16 protein-coding genes are annotated in these 17,765 nt (G+C 70.6%); 3 read left to right on the plus strand and 13 right to left on the minus strand.

The window, feature by feature from the left end:
- Positions 1-39: 39 nt before the first annotated feature.
- On the minus strand, positions 40-1,008 hold the full coding sequence (locus ABT186_RS03025; protein ID WP_351233538.1) for a threo-3-hydroxy-L-aspartate ammonia-lyase: 969 nt from the start codon (positions 1,006-1,008) through the stop codon (positions 40-42).
- Between the two features lie 142 nt (positions 1,009-1,150).
- On the opposite strand from ABT186_RS03025, the gene ABT186_RS03030 reads away from it, so the two are divergent.
- Both ABT186_RS03030 and ABT186_RS03035 read left to right on the plus strand, forming a co-directional pair.
- Positions 1,151-1,855, plus strand: coding sequence for a helix-turn-helix transcriptional regulator (locus tag ABT186_RS03030; protein WP_351233553.1), 705 nt, complete (start codon positions 1,151-1,153; stop codon positions 1,853-1,855).
- A 246-nt stretch (positions 1,856-2,101) separates the two neighbouring features.
- Complete coding sequence (locus ABT186_RS03035; protein WP_351233536.1) at positions 2,102-2,773, plus strand: hypothetical protein; 672 nt, start codon at positions 2,102-2,104, stop codon at positions 2,771-2,773.
- 102 nt (positions 2,774-2,875) lie between these two features.
- Here the strand turns inward: ABT186_RS03035 and ABT186_RS03040 are convergent, their stop codons facing one another.
- The 3 genes from ABT186_RS03040 to ABT186_RS03050 form a co-directional block, all read right to left on the minus strand.
- Positions 2,876-3,952, minus strand: coding sequence for a PP2C family protein-serine/threonine phosphatase (locus ABT186_RS03040; RefSeq protein WP_502973135.1), 1,077 nt, complete (start codon positions 3,950-3,952; stop codon positions 2,876-2,878).
- Between the two features lie 334 nt (positions 3,953-4,286).
- Complete coding sequence (locus ABT186_RS03045; protein ID WP_351923325.1) at positions 4,287-4,940, minus strand: TetR/AcrR family transcriptional regulator; 654 nt, start codon at positions 4,938-4,940, stop codon at positions 4,287-4,289.
- On the minus strand, positions 4,933-5,403 hold the full coding sequence (locus ABT186_RS03050) for a DUF1569 domain-containing protein (RefSeq protein WP_351923327.1): 471 nt from the start codon (positions 5,401-5,403) through the stop codon (positions 4,933-4,935). Before ABT186_RS03050 ends, ABT186_RS03045 begins: the two co-directional genes overlap by 8 nt.
- A gap of 59 nt (positions 5,404-5,462) precedes the next feature.
- Between ABT186_RS03050 and ABT186_RS03055 the strand changes: the two genes are divergently transcribed.
- Positions 5,463-6,863, plus strand: coding sequence for an aldehyde dehydrogenase family protein (locus tag ABT186_RS03055; RefSeq protein WP_351923329.1), 1,401 nt, complete (start codon positions 5,463-5,465; stop codon positions 6,861-6,863).
- Between the two features lie 61 nt (positions 6,864-6,924).
- Here ABT186_RS03055 and ABT186_RS03060 read toward each other — a convergent pair whose 3' ends face one another.
- From ABT186_RS03060 to ABT186_RS03100, 9 genes are all read right to left on the minus strand, one after another.
- Positions 6,925-7,383, minus strand: a complete 459-nt coding sequence (locus ABT186_RS03060) for a GbsR/MarR family transcriptional regulator (protein WP_351923331.1) — start codon at positions 7,381-7,383, stop codon at positions 6,925-6,927.
- Positions 7,373-8,257: an alpha/beta fold hydrolase gene (locus ABT186_RS03065; RefSeq protein WP_351923333.1), complete on the minus strand. Its 885-nt coding sequence runs from the start codon at positions 8,255-8,257 to the stop codon at positions 7,373-7,375. The genes ABT186_RS03060 and ABT186_RS03065 overlap by 11 nt, the downstream gene beginning before the upstream one ends.
- 72 nt (positions 8,258-8,329) lie before the next feature.
- The gene (locus ABT186_RS03070; RefSeq protein ID WP_351233523.1) at positions 8,330-9,232 is read right to left on the minus strand and encodes an enoyl-CoA hydratase/isomerase family protein; all 903 of its coding nucleotides are present in this window, start codon (positions 9,230-9,232) and stop codon (positions 8,330-8,332) included.
- Positions 9,229-10,962: an AMP-binding protein gene (locus ABT186_RS03075; protein ID WP_351233521.1), complete on the minus strand. Its 1,734-nt coding sequence runs from the start codon at positions 10,960-10,962 to the stop codon at positions 9,229-9,231. Before ABT186_RS03075 ends, ABT186_RS03070 begins: the two co-directional genes overlap by 4 nt.
- Positions 10,963-10,966: 4 nt before the next feature.
- Positions 10,967-12,685, minus strand: a complete 1,719-nt coding sequence (locus tag ABT186_RS03080) for a CocE/NonD family hydrolase (protein WP_351923335.1) — start codon at positions 12,683-12,685, stop codon at positions 10,967-10,969.
- Positions 12,685-13,533: an SDR family oxidoreductase gene (locus ABT186_RS03085; RefSeq protein WP_351233517.1), complete on the minus strand. Its 849-nt coding sequence runs from the start codon at positions 13,531-13,533 to the stop codon at positions 12,685-12,687. The genes ABT186_RS03080 and ABT186_RS03085 overlap by 1 nt, the downstream gene beginning before the upstream one ends.
- Complete coding sequence (locus ABT186_RS03090) at positions 13,530-15,167, minus strand: SDR family oxidoreductase (protein ID WP_351923337.1); 1,638 nt, start codon at positions 15,165-15,167, stop codon at positions 13,530-13,532. The genes ABT186_RS03085 and ABT186_RS03090 overlap by 4 nt, the downstream gene beginning before the upstream one ends.
- Positions 15,164-16,486 (minus strand): beta-ketoacyl synthase, encoded by a 1,323-nt coding sequence (locus tag ABT186_RS03095; RefSeq protein ID WP_351237920.1) that lies wholly within the window; start codon positions 16,484-16,486, stop codon positions 15,164-15,166. Before ABT186_RS03095 ends, ABT186_RS03090 begins: the two co-directional genes overlap by 4 nt.
- On the minus strand, positions 16,476-17,744 hold the full coding sequence (locus ABT186_RS03100) for a beta-ketoacyl synthase N-terminal-like domain-containing protein (RefSeq protein WP_351923394.1): 1,269 nt from the start codon (positions 17,742-17,744) through the stop codon (positions 16,476-16,478). The genes ABT186_RS03095 and ABT186_RS03100 overlap by 11 nt, the downstream gene beginning before the upstream one ends.
- Between the last annotated feature and the right edge of the window lie 21 nt (positions 17,745-17,765).

The following is a 17,765-nucleotide window of genomic DNA, read 5'->3' on the forward strand; positions in this document are numbered from 1 at the left end:
GGTCCCCACCCCCTGCCGTCAGCCGTCAGCCGTCAGCCGTCAGCCGTGGAGAATCTCGCTGAACCGCTCGGCACTGATGTTGCCCCCGGAGATGATGACGCCGATCCTCCGCGGGACGGGGGCGACGCGGTGGGCCAGCAGTGCGGCCAGGGCACTGGCACCGCTGGGTTCGATGACGATCTTCATGCGTTCGAAGGCGAACCGCATCGCGTCACGGATCTGACCGTCACTGACGAGGGCGATCTCGTCCACGAGCCGTTGGTTGATGGAGAAGGTGAGCTCGCCGGGGGTATCCGCGGCCTGACCGTCGGCGATGGTGCGCGGCACGGGGATGGAGACACGCCGGCCGGCTTCCAGAGACCGCTTCGTGTCGTCGCCGGCCTCCGGCTCGACGCCGATCACCCGGACCGAAGGCATGAGCCCCTTGGCGGCCGTGGCGGTGCCGGCGATCAGCCCGCCGCCGCCGACCGGCACCATCACGGCGTCCAGGTCGCCGACTTCTTCCATCAGTTCGAGGGCGGCCGTGCCCTGTCCGGCGATGACATGGGGGTGCTCGTAGGGCGGGATGAGCGCCAGGCCGCGGTCGGCGGCCAACGCTTCCCCGATGGCGACCCGGTTGCCGGTGTAGCGGTCGTATGTGACGACCTCCGCGCCGTAGCCGACCGTCGCCTCCACCTTCGAGCGCGGTGTGTCCTCAGGCATGAGGATCACGGCCGTGGTGCCGAGCTCCCGGGCAGCGAGGGCGACGGCCTGTGCATGGTTGCCGGAGGAGTAGGCGGCGATTCCCTTGGCCACCTGTTCGGCGGACAGTCGTGACGCGGCGTTGTACGCGCCGCGGAACTTGAAGGCACCGATGCGCTGGAAGTTCTCGCACTTGACGAAGACCTCCGCGCCGACCAGGTCGTCCAGCGTGCGCGAGCGCAGCACGGGGGTGCGATGGGCCACGCCCCTGATCCGCGCGGCAGCGTCGCGGACATCGTCCAGGGTGACGTGCTGACTGTCGGTCATGTCGTACTCCGTCTCGCTCCCTGCCGCGGCGCACCGGCGGCCGGCACCGACTATTCGGATGCCATCCATTCGCGTCTTGGAATTTTCGTCTAGACCCTATACTGAAAGTCCAGAGTGGGGGGTCAATTGCGAGGGGTGTGACATGCCGGCCGACGAGCAGGACGCCATCATCGCCGCGCTCACCCCGGTGATCGACGGGATCGCAGCGACCCTCGGGTCCTTCTGCGAAGTGGTGATCCATGACTTCCGGCGCCCCGAGCGCTCCGTCGTCGCCCTTGCGGGATCGGTCACCGGCCGCGGTGTCGGCGGGTCGATGAGCGAGATCGGAATGAAGATCCTCGCGGCCGGCGAGGAAGCCCGCGACGAGCTCAACTACATCACCCGCACTCAGGACGGGAAGATGGTCAAGTCGTCGACCATGGTGCTCCGCGATTCGGGCGGGACGGTGTTCGGCGCGCTGTGCGTCAACCTCGACATCACCGCTGTCAACCAGGTCCACGCCTTGGTCGGGGAGCTCGCCGGTGTCACCCCGTCAACCGAGGCCGTGCCGACCACAACCTTCGGCGACGACATCGGAGCGGTGCTGAGTGCGATCGTCGATGACCGCCGGTTGCGCGAGAACAAATCATGGGCCGAGCTCAGCCGCGCCGAACGACTGAAGTTGTTCGGCGACCTCGACCAGCAGGGCGTGTTCGCCGTACGGGGCGCCGTTCAGCAGGTCGCGGCCCGGCTGGGCATTTCCCGGGCATCCGCGTACAACTACCTTGCGGGAGCCCGGTCCGGCGAGGGCGGCATCGGCCCCCTGACTGAACCGAGCCCGGAAGAAGAGACCCATTCGTTGGGGTGACCGACAGGCGTACCTCAGAGGGTCGGATGGCAGCTCCCATCAGGACTCTGAAGCTCAACTTGAGAAAAAGACATGACTCAAGAAGAACAACAGGGTCCACTCATCCGTACCATCTCTACGCCAGGGATACGCGCTGCAGTTGCCGCGGCTTCACTCGGCCAACGGCTCGAGAACACATGCCCAAGGCTGTCTGCACGCGAGCCATACGTCCCGCGTCCGGCCCTCAAAGCCAGGAAAGGTCGACCCATGTCCGAAAGCACAACCGCAGCCACCGACCTGACATCGCAGTACGCCGCCCAGGTCACCGGCGACCTCGAACACAATGTCAAGGAACAGGAACGCATCAGCGGCGAAATCACCGTTCTGCAGGAGCAGCTCACCGCGCTGCGGCATGACCACACCGTGTTGGTGAACATGCAGCAGGCACTCGGCCTGCCGTCCGCCCCCGTGGAGACTCCCGCACCCGTGGAGCCCCCGGCGCCCGCAGAGACCGCTGCCATGTCCGACCGTGCCACCGTGCCCGCCCCCCGGAAGAAGTCCGGCGCTCAGTCCGGGAAGAACAAGCGGACGCGGGCGACCAGGACGGCCACCCCGCAGAGCCGTACGACCGCCACGAAGACCGCGGGCAAGGCCGCGGCCGACAAGGCGGACCAGCTGACGCTGGTCGAACTCATCCGCCGTCACCTCACCGAACAGAGTGAGCCCCGCTCCGCGGCGGAAGTCTCCACCGCACTCGGCCAGGCCCACCCCGAGCGCGGCATCAAGACCACCGTCGTGCGCACCACCCTCGAAGGACTCGTGGCCAGGAACCAGGCCCAGCGCTCCAAGCAGGGCACGTCCGTCTTCTACACCGCCCCCGAGACCGACGAGCAGACGGCAACGACCCAGGCCGAGGCGGAGGCCGAACAAGCCGAGTAGGACCGCCGGGCCGCACACCGCCGCTGCAGCAGCTGCCCCGGCACACCGCCGAAGGGTCCGGCCGGGGCTGCTCTCCCACCACGTGCCCGACCGACTGCGGTCCTAGTCGTGCACCACGCCGGGGTGGCGGTAGGCGGCGAGGGCGGCGGTGTCGTCGTTGAGGTTCCCGCCGCTGAAGTCGAGCAGGTCCTGATGCAGGCGGTCCAGAAGTTCGCGGGGAGACAGTTCGGCCCACGAGCGGATGCGCTCGATGAGCGGGTAGAACTCCCCGGTGCGGTCGCGTGTCTCAGTGACGCCGTCGGTGTACAGCAGCAGTTGGTCGCCGGGATGGAAGGGATCGACCTCCACGCGGTGGTCGTTCCCGGCCAGAACTCCGAGGTTGATCGGCGGTGAGGGATCGACCGCATCCAGTTCGGTGACCTGGCCGTGGCTGATGAGCAGGGGCGGCGGGTGACCGCAGTTGACGAGCCGGACGACTGGTTCATGGTCGGGAATCTCGGCGAACACCGCGGTGACGAAGCGTTCCGCCATGTCACTGCCCGGAAGCTCTGCTCTGCGGGTCATACTGGTCTCCACCCGCCGCGCCACTCCGGTCAGATCGCGCTCGTCATGGGCGGCCTCGCGGAAGGCGCCGAGCATCGTCGCGGCCGTTTCCACCGCGACCAGGCCCTTGCCCCGTACGTCGCCGATGAGCAGACGCACTCCGTACGCGGTGGGGACCGCCTCGTACAGATCGCCCCCGATGCGTGCCTCTGCGGCCGCGGACAGGTACAAGGTCTCCACCGTCACCTGGCCCAGGCGGCGCGGTACGGGGCGCAGCAGCACGCGCTGCGCGGTCTCGGCCACGGAACGCACGGTGGCGAGGGTGCGTTCCCGGCGCGTCCGGTGGGCGGCCAGAATCGTGCCGAGGACGCCGACCAAACCCGTGGAGATGTACGAGGCCACGTAGTGCCGCTCCCAGAGATAGCCCACGCTGCGGCCGGCGCAGCAAGGAGTGCCGGCGAGAACACCCTCGAAGACGACGGCGAACACGGTGACCGCGGCGACGGCGGCCGGGCCGTGGGCGAAGGCCGCGATCACCGGGAGGGCGATCAACAGGAAACTTACCGGCCACTTCACGGGAGTGACCGGTTCGAGCACCAGGATCGCCGCGACATACAAGACCGGCAGCCAGCGCATCCAGAGGGGCGGAGCAGGCACCCGAAGGTCATCGCCGCCCGGCTGCGCTCCACGACGGCCTTCCGTTTGCCGTCGGGCGGGCCACCTCACTGCCGCCTCCGGCGGAGGCGGATCCTTACACGCGGCCTGCACACAAGAACTCCCGGCAAGGCTCTACACGGCAACCAACCTGACACGGTCCGACAACGCAACCAGGACATCATCCGCCGAAAGGGGCATTCAAGAACTTTCCGCGCAATCCTAAGGCGTGAAGACCACCGTCATGGGGATGCCGGGCCGCCAACCGTGGATGCCGGGCTCAACCGGGCGACGCGCCACCGCTGCAGGTCGGGCGTCAGAGCCGCTCCCCGCTCGGCCCCGCGGCGGCCCCGATGGCGCGCAGGACAAAGGGAAGGAAGCGGTCGGCCGTCACCGCCGCCTCGTCCGCGTCCACCTGGTCCGGCAGCAGCGGGGTGAGGATGAACCGGCTCACCATCGGGCCGATGACCAGGTCGCCGAGCAGATCGGCGTCTTCGACCGGCGGGATCTCGGCCCGGTCGACGGCCCGCCGCACGGCCTCCTCCACACGTCCGCGCACGGGCAGCAGGAACGCGGTCGTGAGGGCCTCGGCCAGGACGTCGTTGTGTGCGGCCTCGCCGATCAGCGCGCGCATCAGCCGCCCACTCTCGCCGGTCAGGGAGGCGGCCTTGTCCCGGAGCAGGGCGCGCAGGTCGCCCTCCAGCGTCCCGGTGTCGGGCCGCGCCTCCAGGTCGCGGGTGCGGGTCGAGACGGCGGCGATCACCAGGTCCTCCTTGGAGGACCAGCGACGGTAGAGGGTGGCGGTGGAGACCCCGGCTCGCGCGGCGACGGCGGCGGTGGTCAGTCCGCCGTAGCCGCTCTCGGCCAGGACGGCCAGGGTGGCGTCGAGCAGTGCCCGGTCCCGCGCGGCGTCACGGGGGCGCCCCCGACGTGGTGCCGGGTCGGGCGGAAGCGGCACGGCGTCAGGCATCGGCCAGCCCCGTAAGATGCTCGACGAGGTGCATGGCGTGCAGGCGCGCGAACTCGTCGTGCGTACAGCGTCCGTAGGCCGGGTGGAGTGCATGCGGCTCGGTGTGGCGGCTGAACAGGGTCACCGCGTCCATGAGGCTCGCCGCGGCCTCGGTCACGGGCAGGCCCGCATCCAGGGGCGGGGCCCCGTCGATCTCCGCACCGAGCGCATGCTTCATCGCACCCCTGTGCAGGAACACGCGTTTGGCCAGCGCGCCCACGGTGGACCGGAACAACACCGGCTTGAGCCGGGGGTACCCGGTCACGGAGTACCGGATGGTCTGGGCGCAGTGCTGCAGCGTCTGGGACAGGTTCCAGGCGTTGCCCGGCGCCAGCAGGTCCCGCTCGGGGCGCCCGAGCTCCTTGCCGAGCCGTTCGGTGAGGTCGGTGAGTGCGGGAGGGGGCACGACGGAGGTCGAGGTCATGGCGACAATATTACCCGAATTCGAAACGAAAACATTTCGTTTCGTTTATGCTGCGCTCCATGGACCCTCACACCGACCTCCTTCAGGGCGTCGACGCGACGGAGACCGTCTCACGTCTGCGCACCGCCTTCGACACCGGCCACACCAAGCCCCTGATCTGGCGCAAGACCCAACTACGAGCGCTACGGCGCTTGTTGACCGAGCACGAGCAGGTGTTCACGGCGGCGCTCCATGCCGACCTCGGCAAGAACACCACCGAGGCGTACACCACCGAGATCGGGTTCACCGTCAACGAGATCGACCACACCCTGCGACATCTCGACCGATGGCTGCGTCCGCGCAGGGTCTCCGTGCCCCTGTCGCTGGCACCGGCCCGGGCCCGGACCGTGCGGGAGCCTCTGGGCACCGTTCTGATCATCAGCCCGTGGAACTACCCGCTGCAGCTCACGCTCGCGCCGCTCGTGGCCGCGCTGGCCGCGGGCAACTGTGCCGTCGTCAAGCCCAGCGAGCTCGCCCCGGCCACGTCGGCGGCGCTCGCCCACTGGCTTCCCCAAGTCCTCGACCCGCAGGCCGTGGCCGTCGTCGAGGGCGGGGTGGCGGAGACGACGGCCCTGCTCGAGCAGCGCTTCGACCATGTCTTCTACACCGGCAACGGCACGGTCGGACGCATCGTCATGGCCGCCGCCGCCCGCCATCTCACCCCGGTCACCCTGGAGTTGGGGGGCAAGTCCCCCGCCGTCGTCGAGCCGGGTGCCGATCTCGCGACGGCCGCCCGCCGCATCGCCTGGGGCAAGTTCATGAACTCCGGGCAGACATGCGTCGCTCCCGACTACATACTCGCCATCGGCGAGACGGCGGCCGGGATCGAGCCGCACCTGGTCGCGGCCATCCGTGAGATGTACGGCGACGACCCAGCCACAAGCGCCGACTACGGCCGCATCGTCAACGAACGTCATTTCGACCGGCTCACCGCCCTGCTGACCGACGGCCGCACCGTCACCGGCGGCGAGCACGACCGTCCGGCCCGCTACATCGCCCCCACGGTACTGGCCGACGTCACCCCCGACTCGGCCGTCATGCGCGAGGAGGTCTTCGGCCCGATCCTGCCCATCGTGCCCGTCCCCGACCTGGACGCGGCGATCTCGTTCATCACGGAACGGGACAAGCCGCTGGCCCTGTACGCCTTCACCGCCTCCCAGCGCTCGAAGCGGCGTCTGACGACGGAGACCTCCTCCGGCGCGCTCGCCTTCGGTGTCCCCAACGCCCATCTCACCGTGCCCGGGCTGCCCTTCGGCGGGGTCGGCGAGAGCGGTCTGGGCCGTTACCACGGCTCGTACTCCCTGGACACCTTCAGCCACACCAAGGCCGTACTCGACAAGCCGCTCCTGCTGGACACACTGCGCCTTGCCTATCCGCCCTTCACCCGCCGCAAGGAGCGTGTGCTGCGACGGGTTGTGTGAGTGACCAGTGGGCCCGCGGTGCCGCCCGGACCACGGGGGACACGCGACGTGGTGGCCGATGCTACTCCCGCTCGGCCTCCCAGGCCGCGAGAACCCGGTCGGCCTGGTCGACGTAGAGCGTGAAGAGGTCCGCGAGGTCCGATATGCGTTCACGTGACCCACCGCGGGCAGCCGCTACCCCGAGGCGCAGAGTGTTCGAAAACGCGCGCAGGTGCGCGTTGTTGGCCTCGAGCAGGCGCCGTACGTCCCCCACGGCCTCGTAGCACACGCGTCGGCTGCCGGGCTGGGTCTGTCGCCGCGCCACGGACCATGACTCCAGTTGGCGCGCCGCCACGCTGAGTCCGCTCTTGCTCTGTCCCAGGTCCTGGACCATGGTGTCGAGATCCACGGGCGTGTTCTGCAGCAACAGATAGCCGTAGAGCCGCCCGGTCGTCTGCGGTAGGCCCCAGCGCTCCAGCAGGGCGCCCATGGAGGAGATGAAATCCACTCCGGCCGCGTCGCTCGCCTCTTCATCCCGCATGGGTCTTCAGTCCGCTCAGAAAGTCGACGATCATCTGATTGACCATCACCGGTGCGTCGAGGTTGGCCACATGGCCCGCATCCGGAAGCACACGCAGCTCACTGTGCGGATCACGACGGTTCCACCGCTGCATCGAGGCCTTGACGGTCCCTACGCCGTCGTACTCGCCGTAGAGCAGTAGTTGGGGCTTGTCGATCCTGTACTCGGGGTCCTCGGTGAGCGTCCGGGTCACGCCCTCCCAGACCGTCAGGAAGGCGCGGCGGCCCATCCGCCGAAAGGCCTCCCGCAGATGGGCACGTGCTTGGGGTGTCCAGGCCGCGGCGTCGGCCATCCGGTCGGCGAGGCGGTCGTACGGCATGAGCCGCAGCAACGGGAGGGACAGCGCCAGCCTGGCCCGTTCGCCACGGGTGACCGGCAGGGTGCTGGACGTGGAGCCGATGACGACCAGGGCCGCGACGTCTTCGGGGTGGCGGCGCAGGTACTCCTGCGCGATATAGCCCCCTATCGACTGGCCGAGCAGGACCACCGGCCAGGGCTCGGGGCAGGTCGTCAGCAGAGCCCGCAGATCGTCGGCGGCGTCCGCGATGCGGAAGCGGCGCGTCCGGGACGTCGAGAGCCCATGGTGGTGGACGTCCCAGCGCAGGGTGCGGTAACCCGCCGCGAGCAGGGCGGGGATCTGCGGATCGAACATGCGGTGGTCGGCGCCGGCGCCGTGGGTGAGGACCACGAGAGGTGCCGTGGCGGTCCCGGCCGTCCAGTAGTGCAGGCGGGTGCCATGGACGGCGAAGGTGTGCGCGGTCTCGGCACGGCAGCCGGTACCGAGCATGGGCTCGGTACCGGTGCCTGGCCCGGAGTGCGGCGAAATGTCGTTCACCGGATTCAGAATATTGCGATCACTGCTTCCGGTCCGTACGGACACGCCGGGGATGCGGCGAAAGATCCGTGTTCAGCATCCCGTGAAGCGGGGTGGACGCTTCTCGGTGAACGCCCGCAGGCCTTCTGCCGCGTCACGCACCATGCTGTGGGTGCGCAGATGGTACGAGTCCTGCAGCCGGAGCCCGTATTCGGCCGGCTGGCCCCAACTGCGTTCCCTCAGCTCCTTGAAGAGGCCGACCGAGCCGGTGGGCAGCGCCGCGAACTGCTCGGTCAGCGCGCCCAGTTCACGGCTGAAGGCGTCCGGCGGGCAGACACGGTCGACCAGGCCGAGCTCAAGTGCCTCGCCCGCGGGCACCATACGGCCGGTCAGATAGATCTCGGTGGCCCGTGCCGGGCCGACCAGCCGGGACATCAGGACCACGTTGCCGACGTGCCCCACCCCGGCGAGCCGGCTGCCGATCGCGGCGGTGGTGTCGGCCAGTCGGTAGTCGGCGGCGCAGAGGATCTCCGCGCCGGCGCCGGCCGCCGCTCCGGTCACGGCCGCGACCACCGGCTTCGGCAGATGCAGGATCGCCTCGCAGACCCGCAGGTAGTGCGCGTCGGAGGTGAGGGGGTCCAAGGGCGCGTCGGCGCGGTCGCCGAGCCGCCAGCGGTGCACGCTGTCCACGTCGTCACCGGCGCAGAAGGCACCGCCGCTGCCGGTGAGAACGACGGTACGCACCTCGGGGTCGTCCCCTGCACAGAGCAGGCCCTGCAGCAGGTGGCTGGACAGAACGTGGGTGAGGCTGTTGCGGTGCCGCGGCCGATCGAGGACGAGAGTGGCCACGCGGTCGGCCATGTGTGCGCGCAGCGGGATGTCCGGGTCCGGGTCGATGCGGTCGGCGAACGCGGCAAAGGACAGGGTCGCCGCGCCGGTCCACTCCCGCCGCTGAGCGCGTACGGTCTCGGCAGGACGTGCAGTCTCGGTGGTCATAGCAGCTTCTCCCGTCGGATGCGGATTCCGGCCGTCTCCCGGTCCCAGGTGTCCTCGGTGACTCCCTCGGCACGCAGCACATGCTTGAGCGGCTTGCCGGTGGGCGTTTTCGGCAGTGCGTCGAGCACTCGCACGTAGCGCGGCAGCATGAAATGCGCGAGGCGGCCCTGGAGGAAGCCGAGCAGCGCCACCGGATCCGGCGGCTGCGCCCCCGGCTCCTGCAACGGACAGACGACGAGAAGCACTTCGTCCTCGCCCTCGTCGCCCGGAACGGCCACGGCAGCGGCCTCGCGCACCGCCGGATGAGCCAGGGCCTGTGCCTCCACCTCGTAGGAGGAGATGTTCTCGCCCCGGCGCCTGATGGCGTCCTTCTTGCGGTCGACGAAGACCAGTCCGCCGTCCGGGGCTCGGCGGAATGTGTCACCGGTGTGGAACCAGCCGTTGCGCCAGGCCTCGGCCGTAGCCTCGGGCCTTGCGTGGTAGCCGCTGAGGAACGACCACGGCCGCTGCGACCGCAGCACCAGTTCGCCGAGCGCGCCGTCCGGCACCTCGCGGTCGTGCTCGTCCACCACCTTGGCCTCGATCCCGGGGCGTGGTGTGCCGCAGTACATGGGTATGCCAGGATCCGGCCCCGAGGACACAGGGCACGAGACCTCCGTCATGTTGAACAGGGCCCGCACTTGCACGCCGAAACGCCGCGCGAAGTCTCCTGTGTCGCCGCCGAATGGGACGACGAAGACCTCCCGCATCGGATGGTCCCTGTCCGCCGGGTCCGGCGGCTCCTTGAGCAGGTAGGTCGCCATCACTCCGAGCAGGGTGCACAGCGTCGTGCCGGTACGGCGGACGAGCGGCCAGAACTCCTTCGTGGTGAATGCCGGTACCACCGTCAACGACCCTCCGTGGACCAGCATCCCGTACGCGCCGATCGTGCCGCCCGCGTGGAACAGCGGCAATTGCAGCAGATAGCGGTCGTCCGGACCGGCGATGCCATGGAAGGCGGCGGTGCAGCTGCTGTAAAGGTGCGCGTAGGACGACACGACTCCTTTGGAAGGGCCGGTCGTCCCCGAGGTGTAGATGATGGTCTGGGCGTCCCAGGGCGCCGGTGGCGGGTGCGGCTCGGCGAACCCGACCAGGCCGGAGCCGCAGGCGCTGTCCGCGTTCAGTCCGATCACGACCCGGAACCGCCGGTCGAGACCGGCCGCCACTTGGTCGATGCTCTCCGGGGTGTCATCAGGAGCGGGCAGGAGGACGACGGTGTGCACGGCCCCGGTGCCGACGCCGGTCGCGCTCAGTCGCTCGGCGAGCTCGGGTCGGCACACCAGTACGCCGGCCGCGCTGTCGGCCAGCACGTGCGTCAGGTTCGCGCCCCGGTAGGCGACGTTGAGCGGAACGAGGGTGGCTCCGGCGAAGTTGGTGCCGTACCAGGTACGCAAGGCGTCGGCGCCGTTCGGCAGCCAGCTCAGGACGCGGTCGCCACGGGCCACGCCCAGAACCTGGAGAGCGGCCGCCGTCCGCTCGGACTCCCGCAGGGTGCGCGCGTAGCTCCACAGCTCACCGTCGGGCATCAGCGCGTACGGTGCGTCCGGCCGTTCCCGGGCCCGGCGGCGCAGCAGTGGTCCGAGGACGCACTGCTCGGCGGTCGGTACGGCGGGCGAGGCGGGGTCGAGGATGTCGCCGGGAGCCGCGGGGCGGGGTATCCCGGTACGGGTGCGGGGGCGTGGGATCGTCATGCGCTCACTCCTCCTCGGGTGGCAGTACCTGGAGGTCCAGGGCTGAGCCGCGCGGGCCGCCGTGCCAGACGGTCTGCTGCGCGGTGCGGCAATGCGTGGCCTCGGCGACCCGGCCCGCCACGTTGGGATGCCGGTCCAGATGGGGGAAGTTGCTGCTGGTGATGTGCACCCGGATGCGGTGGCCGGCCGCGAACCTCCAGGCGGTGTCGCCCAGCAGCACCTCCACCGCGACGGGGTCCGTGTTGGGCAGGTCCACATGCATGCTGCCATCGGCAACGATCAGTGACCGGCCGTCAGGGCCGACATCGGTGAGCTTGGCGACCAGCGCGGTCGCGGGGGCGTCCGAGGAGAAGGAGAGCCGCAGCCGGTGGCGTCCGACCGCGGCGACCGGCTCGGTCAGCGACTCCGAGGTGTAGCACAGCACATCGGGACGGTCCTCCAGATGGCTCTGGTCGAGCGGACCGGCCACGAGCCGGCCCAGTTGCAGCACTCGGCCGCCGTGCGTGGGGACCGGGTCCTCGGGGTCGTAGATGAAGGTGTCGCACCCCTGCCCCCGCGGTGCGGCCGGTTCGCGGACCAGTCGTCCGCCCTCGCCCGGAGCCGTGCCGCCGGCCAACTGCCAGGTGCGGATGCGGGCCTGAGGTGGCGGCCAGGTCGCCGCCGTATGCCAGGTGTCGGGACCGATGAAGAAGTACCGCACCTCCTCGTCCGGCCGGAGGCTGCGGGTTGGTTCCGGCCGCAGGTGGCGGTCGAAGAAGTCGAGGTGCAGATCGGCGAGCCCGGCGGCCTGTGCCGAGCCGTACAGGCCGGTGTTCACCTCGCCCTGGATCTGCGGGAGCTGGCCGGAGTGCACCCACGGGCCCATCACGAGCTCATGGTGGCCTGGCCGCGGATCCCTGGCGCGCATGGCCCGGTGGAGCTCGATGGTGCCGTACGAGAAGACGTCGTACCAGCCGCCCACGGAGAACGTCGGTACGTCGATGGCGCTGAGCCGGTAGTCGGCCACGGCGGCGGCCCGTCCGCCCAGGACATCCCTGAACCATCCCGGGAGCCCGTCGAAGTCCATGACGTCCGTCAGCGGCCGGAGCCGCAGACAGCTCTCCGGGTCGGTCATCAGTCTCTCGATCTCCGCGGTGGTCCCCTCGCTCACCGGCTTGCCGGCGGCAGCCTGCCGCTCGACCCAGTCCAGTGCCATCAGCCCCAGCCAGCTGGTGAGATGGTCGAGCCGCAGGCAGCCGCCGAGTTGTTCGGCGTCGAACCGCGCGGCGGTGGACATGGCCGGGGCGATCGCCTTGAGGTGCGGGGGCTTGTCCATGGCGGCGAGCCACTGGACGATCGCCTGGAACGAGGTGCCGGCCATCGCCACCCCGCCGTCGCACCACTGCTGTGCGGCGATCCACTCGATCGTGTCATAGCCGTCCGGTCCTTCCCGGTCCCACGCCAGCGGCGCCCAGTCACCGTCCGAGCGGTGGCGGCCGCGCGTGTCCTGGACGACGGCGGCGTAACCGCGGGCCACGCACTGGGCGGGGGTGAGGGTGGCGAGGTTCATCGCCGACTTGTCGTAGGGCGTGCGGAACAGCACGGCCGGGCATGGCGGCGCGTCCCGACCCGGGTCGCCGTACGGGCCGGCGGGCGAGGGAAGCCAGATGTCCGCACGCAGAACGGTGCCGTCCCGCATGGGGATGGGGACATCGTGCTCGATCAGGGTGCGAGTGGCCGCCATCAGCCTTCCTCCCGCGAGGTCGTGGTGACCGCGGTGAGGGCCGCGGACCGTGCGGAGCGTGCCCTGACATGCTGGGTCATGGCGATTGCCGCGTCGGCGTGGCGCGCGGCGGGCTCCACCCGCACAAGCGGGCCGACGCGCACCCGCGGCGGACGGTCCACCAGCCACTCGACTGTCTCCGCGATGTCCTCGGGGGTGAGTACGTCGTCGTCGGCCACGCCGAGATCGGCGGGGCGGGCGGCCAGTCGTGTGGCGACCCAACCGGGGCTGACGGTGACCACGCGAACACCGTGGTCGCGGTTCTCCTCGTGGATGAGTGCGGTCAGCCGATTGAGTGCATGCTTGCTGACGCCGTACGCGCCGCTGCCCGGCACCGTCTCCGAGCCGACGCCGGATCCGATGGCGACGATCCAGCCACCACCCCGCGCCCGCATCCCCGGCAGCACCAGCCGGGCAAGCAGGAACGGCACGGTCAGATTGACGCGGAGCTGCAGTTCCCAGTGCCGGGGCTCCGTCTCGTGCACATCGGCCAGGCGGATCGCCGCGGCACTGCACACCAGCAGCTCCACCGGGCCGAGCAGGTCCTCGGTCCGTTCGACTGCTTCCTGCGGCGCCCCGTCGGCGGCAAGATCCAGAGCGATCGGCAGGGCGTTGCCTCCGTCGGCGCGGATCCCGGCGGCAACGGACTCCAGTTCACCGGCCCTTCGGCCGACAAGCGCCACGGCGCTGCCCCGTGCGGCGAGCCTGCGGGCCACGGCCGCACCGATCCCCGAGGACGCTCCGGCGACCAGCGCGACGGCCGGGAAGTCCGCCGGGGGCTCGGGTACGGGTGCCGGGACGGCCTTCACCGGACCGCTCCTGCCCGGTCACGGCCGTATCCCACGCGCAGAGGCGCAAGGTCCCCGAGGCCGAAGCCGCCGTCCACCCGCAGTACATTGCCGGTCAGCCGTCGCGCCGCCGGACTCAGCAGATGACCGAGCACCGAGGCCACTTCGTGCGGCTGCCCCGCCCGCCCCGCCGGGATCCGGCTGACCCAGCCACGGCGGTGGCCGGGTCCGGCCGCCTCGCCCATGGGGGTGTCGATGATGCCCGGCGCGACACAGTTGGCGCGGATGCCGTGGCGGGCCGCCGATACGGCGAGGCACCGGATGAACTGGGCCATCGCCGCCTTGCTCGCACCGTAGTACTCCAGTCCGGCCACCGGTGAGAAGGAGCAGCTCACCGACGACACCCCGACGACCGAGCCGGGTGTGCCCTCGTCACGCCAGCGGGCCACCAGGTTCTCGGTCACGGCGACGAATCCGAACAGATTGACCGCGAAGGTCCGTCGCGCGGAGGCCGCGTCCCCGCCGACCGGGCTGAAGCCGAGATGGCCCGCGGCGTACAGCAGAGCGCCGACACCGTCGGCCGCCTCCCAGGCCCTGCCGCCGAGGCCGGCCACGTCCTGTTCGTCGGAGAGGTCACAGCGCAGCGTCCAAGCCTGGCGGCCCAGGCGCGTCACCTCCTCGGCCGTCTCGTCGAGCGCGGCGGTCCGCCGTGCGGCCAGCACCACGTCGGCGCCGCGTTCGGCCAGGTGCAGTGCGGCCGCCTGGCCGATCCCGCTGCTCGCTCCGGCGACCAGGACCCGCACTCCGGCCAGGTCGGCTCGGACGTAGGGCGGGGGGCCGGCGACCGGTCCGGTCGGCAGGACGCACCGGCCGGTGGTCATGGTGGCTGTGGCGGTGGTGGGCTCGGGGACGGCGGGGAGCGGCCAGTCGGGGGCGCCCTCGGGCAGCGCCGGGATCTGCCCGAGCCCGGCGCCGCCGTCCGCACGCAGGGTCTCCCCCACCAGATAGGAGCAGCCGCCGGAGAGCAGGAAGGCCACGCCCGCCGCGACCTCGGCGGCCGTGGTGAAGCGGCGCTGCACCTGGTAGCGCAGCATTCCGGCCTCGGCGAGAGCCGGTAACCGGTGGCCGAGTTCGGGGGCGTAGCCGGTCAGCAGCATGTTGGCCACCACACCGGATCCGGCGAAGGTGGCGGCCAGGTGCTGCCACCAGCCCAGATCGGCGGCCATCTGCGCCCGGCTCTCGAAGAGCTCCGCGGGATGGGTCTCGGAGCCCGTGTCGGTCACCAGCACCAGTCGGCCGCCGCCCGCCCGGGCCATCGCCCGGGCGGCGGCCAGAATACGAGCACGGTCCAGGCCGGGCGACGGCAGAGCGCCGAAGGCGCCGTCGCCGATGAGGACGGCGCAGTAGCCGGTCGCCCGCTCGCAGCCGGGGCGTCCCGGCAGTATCGTCCGCACTCCCAGGGCTTCGAGCGGCCCGGTCAGTGCCCCGCCGGCCGGCCCGGGGCCGGCGTCGAGCACCGTGAACGCGCCGGAGGCGGACCGGATCGTGGCCCTTTCGGAAGCATTGTGCCCGCCCCGGGCACCGAAGGGTGCCCTCAGCTGGTTCCACTCGGCAGCAGTCGTCGGCTGTGCCGGGCCGTCCTCGGCATGAGTCATGGCAGTTCGCCGCCTTCGTGTCCGTCGTGGCTCTCGTGTCCCTGGAGACCTTCGTGGCCTTCGTATTCGATGAGCATGCTGGTGGCGTCGCCGCCCGCCCCGCAGGAGAGCACCAGGGCGCTGTCCCCATCGGTGGGCCGGGGCTCCCCGAGGACCGGCTCCGCGGGCAGATTCCGGTAGGGCACCCGGCAGTTGGCGCTCGGCGCGATCTCGCCGTGGTGCAGCATCAGCAGGCTGCCGAGCAGCTTGATCAGTCCGCCGGTGCCCGACACATGCCCGAAGACGGCTTCCTGGTTGGTCAGCAGCAGCCCGCCGTGGTGTCCGGTCGCCTCACGCGCGCCGGTCAGCGCCCCGCAGAGGTGGTCCTCGACGAAGCGGTTGCCGTCCGCGTAGTCGTTGACGAACGCCACATCGGCCAGGGACCGGTCGGCCGAAGCCAGCACGGCGCAGATGTCCCCGACGACGTTGTCGGGAGGTCCGGTGGCCACCGTGGACGGTCCATTGCTGCGGGAGGAGTGGAAGCGCATTCGGTAGCGCAGGCCGGACCCCCGGCCGGTGGCAGTGTTCTCCAGGACGACGGCGACCGCTCCCTCGCCGGTGGCGTTGCCCGACTGGACGTCATCGTGAGGCCGTACGTCCCCCGGGTCCGCGGAGAGCGAGGAGGCCCGGTAGCCGGTGCGGCCGGTGTGGGTGGTGCTCGCGACGAACACCGGGTCGGTGGCGACATCCACCCCGACCACCACCGCGCGGTCCACGTCTCCGCAGCGGAACATCTGCTGGACGACGTGAAGGGCGCGGAGGGCCACGTTGCAGGAACCGGTGACGCTCAGCGTGGGACAGGCGAGGCCGAGTGAGGACGCCACCGCGCTGTGGACACTGGGCGGGGTACCCGTCAGCCAGTAGTCCATGCCGAGCGCCGCAATGCCCTTGACCTGGGCAATGGCGTAATAGCGGACGGTCTCGGGGAAGGCGAACTGCAAGGAAGAGACGACCAGTACGGACCGCCCCGTGGCAAGGTCGGAGGGTTGCAGGCGAGCGTCGGCCAGCGCGGAGTGCACGGCACCGATGGCGAGCTGGGCGGCTCTGGACAGGCGCAGCACGTTCTTCTCGGGGATCGGCAGTTCCCGTACGGGGTCCCAGTCGCGCACGGTCCCCGCCAGACGCAGCGGCAGTCCCGGATGATCGTATCCGGACAGGCAGTTGGCGCCCGCGCGGATGATCCGCCAGAAGCCGTCGACATCGGTGCACGCGGTTCCCTCGGGTCCCGGCAGGACGAGTCCGGCACCCGCGAGCCGCAACAAGGGCGCCTCAGGCGACATCGGCGCCTCCCAGGAGCAGCGCGCTGTTGACGCCACCGATCTGATAGTTGAAGCTCAGGGCGCGAGTGAAGACCAGCGGCCTCGGCTGCGTCCCCGGTACGGGGTCGAAGGTGCAGACGTCCGAGGGCTTCTCGCAGTTGGCGGTGGGGCACACCTGGCCGTGACGCATCATCAGCAACGAGAGTGCCGCGCCGAGGTTGCCGAGCCCCGCACCGAAGTGCCCGAAGCAGGCCTCCTGCGAACTGACCAGTACCGAGCGGGAGTCATCGCCGTACAGCGCGCGTACTGCATTGGCCTCGATCCGGGTGAACAGTGGATCGCCCTCGGCGCCTCCGTTGATATAGGGCACCTCGGCGAGTTCGGCACGCCCGTCGAGGCAGCGCCGGGCCGCCTCCGCAAGCGCTCCGCCCCCGGCGTCGATGGCGAACGCGCTTTTGAGCCCGGCGCGGGTGGTGGCCTGGGACAGCACCGCGCCGTAGGAGCGGGCGCCTCGCCGCTCGGCATGCGCGCGGCTCTCCAGGACGAGGGTGACCGAGCCGTCGCCGTAGTTCATGGACTGGCCGCGGGCGTCATACGGCCGCATAGGCCGGTCGAACCGGGAGGTCGGCGCTTCGGTGTGGTGGCGGACCGGCTCGCGAGCCACGACCTGCCGAAGCCGGTCGCCGTGCAGTAACCGCTCCGGATCGAACCGGTCGACGCCGGTGACGACGGCGAGGTCCACCTGTCCGTCCGCGATCACCGTGCGGGCCAGCCCCAGCAGCACGGCCGACGAGGCACAGCCGCAGGTGACGACGTAGCAGGCACCGGTGCTGCCCAGCAGGGCCGCCTGCACCGGGCCGACGTCGCTGAACGTTCCCGCGACGATCGCCCTGATGAACACCGACTTGGCATCCGCCGGGCTGACGCTGCGCGGGTCGGCTTCGTGCCAGGCCCGGTAGCTGTCGTAGTTGCTGTCCACGCCCGCCCGCGCGGTGAGCACGGCGGCGTGGGACAGCTCGCCGGACCTGTGGTCGAGCCCGGCGTCCGCGCAGGCCTCGGCGAGCGACACCAGACCGTACAGATGCACGTCGGCGTAGCTGCGCAGGTGGCCCTCGGGCAGCTCGGGCAGCAGTTCGGTGAGGGCCTCACGAGCACCGTGCACCATGCCGTGGTGGAAGCCGCCCTGGTCGACGTGGCTGGTTCCGGTGGAGGCCGTGCCCCACAGGTCATCCGCCGTCCGTACCGGACGGTCGGGCCCTCCTGGCAGACAGAAGCCCATACCGGTGACGAGGGTGTCCCT

It is taken from the genome of Streptomyces sp. NPDC001634 (assembly GCF_040298185.1).
GTDB lineage: Bacteria > Actinomycetota > Actinomycetes > Streptomycetales > Streptomycetaceae > Streptomyces.

Coding starts and splice junctions, on each gene's coding strand:
- ABT186_RS03030 (WP_351233553.1), top strand. CDS start 1,151: ATGCCGGCCGACGAGCAGGACGCCATCATCGCCGCGCTCACCCCGGTG.
- ABT186_RS03060 (WP_351923331.1), bottom strand. CDS start 7,383: ATGCGGGATGAAGAGGCGAGCGACGCGGCCGGAGTGGATTTCATCTCC.
- ABT186_RS03045 (WP_351923325.1), bottom strand. CDS start 4,940: ATGCCTGACGCCGTGCCGCTTCCGCCCGACCCGGCACCACGTCGGGGG.
- ABT186_RS03095 (WP_351237920.1), bottom strand. CDS start 16,486: ATGTCGCCTGAGGCGCCCTTGTTGCGGCTCGCGGGTGCCGGACTCGTC.
- ABT186_RS03100 (WP_351923394.1), bottom strand. CDS start 17,744: ATGGGCTTCTGTCTGCCAGGAGGGCCCGACCGTCCGGTACGGACGGCG.
- ABT186_RS03075 (WP_351233521.1), bottom strand. CDS start 10,962: ATGACGATCCCACGCCCCCGCACCCGTACCGGGATACCCCGCCCCGCG.
- ABT186_RS03040 (WP_502973135.1), bottom strand. CDS start 3,952: ATGCGCTGGCTGCCGGTCTTGTATGTCGCGGCGATCCTGGTGCTCGAA.
- ABT186_RS03080 (WP_351923335.1), bottom strand. CDS start 12,685: ATGGCGGCCACTCGCACCCTGATCGAGCACGATGTCCCCATCCCCATG.
- ABT186_RS03070 (WP_351233523.1), bottom strand. CDS start 9,232: ATGACCACCGAGACTGCACGTCCTGCCGAGACCGTACGCGCTCAGCGG.
- ABT186_RS03050 (WP_351923327.1), bottom strand. CDS start 5,403: ATGACCTCGACCTCCGTCGTGCCCCCTCCCGCACTCACCGACCTCACC.
- ABT186_RS03035 (WP_351233536.1), top strand. CDS start 2,102: ATGTCCGAAAGCACAACCGCAGCCACCGACCTGACATCGCAGTACGCC.
- ABT186_RS03055 (WP_351923329.1), top strand. CDS start 5,463: ATGGACCCTCACACCGACCTCCTTCAGGGCGTCGACGCGACGGAGACC.
- ABT186_RS03025 (WP_351233538.1), bottom strand. CDS start 1,008: ATGACCGACAGTCAGCACGTCACCCTGGACGATGTCCGCGACGCTGCC.
- ABT186_RS03090 (WP_351923337.1), bottom strand. CDS start 15,167: ATGACTCATGCCGAGGACGGCCCGGCACAGCCGACGACTGCTGCCGAG.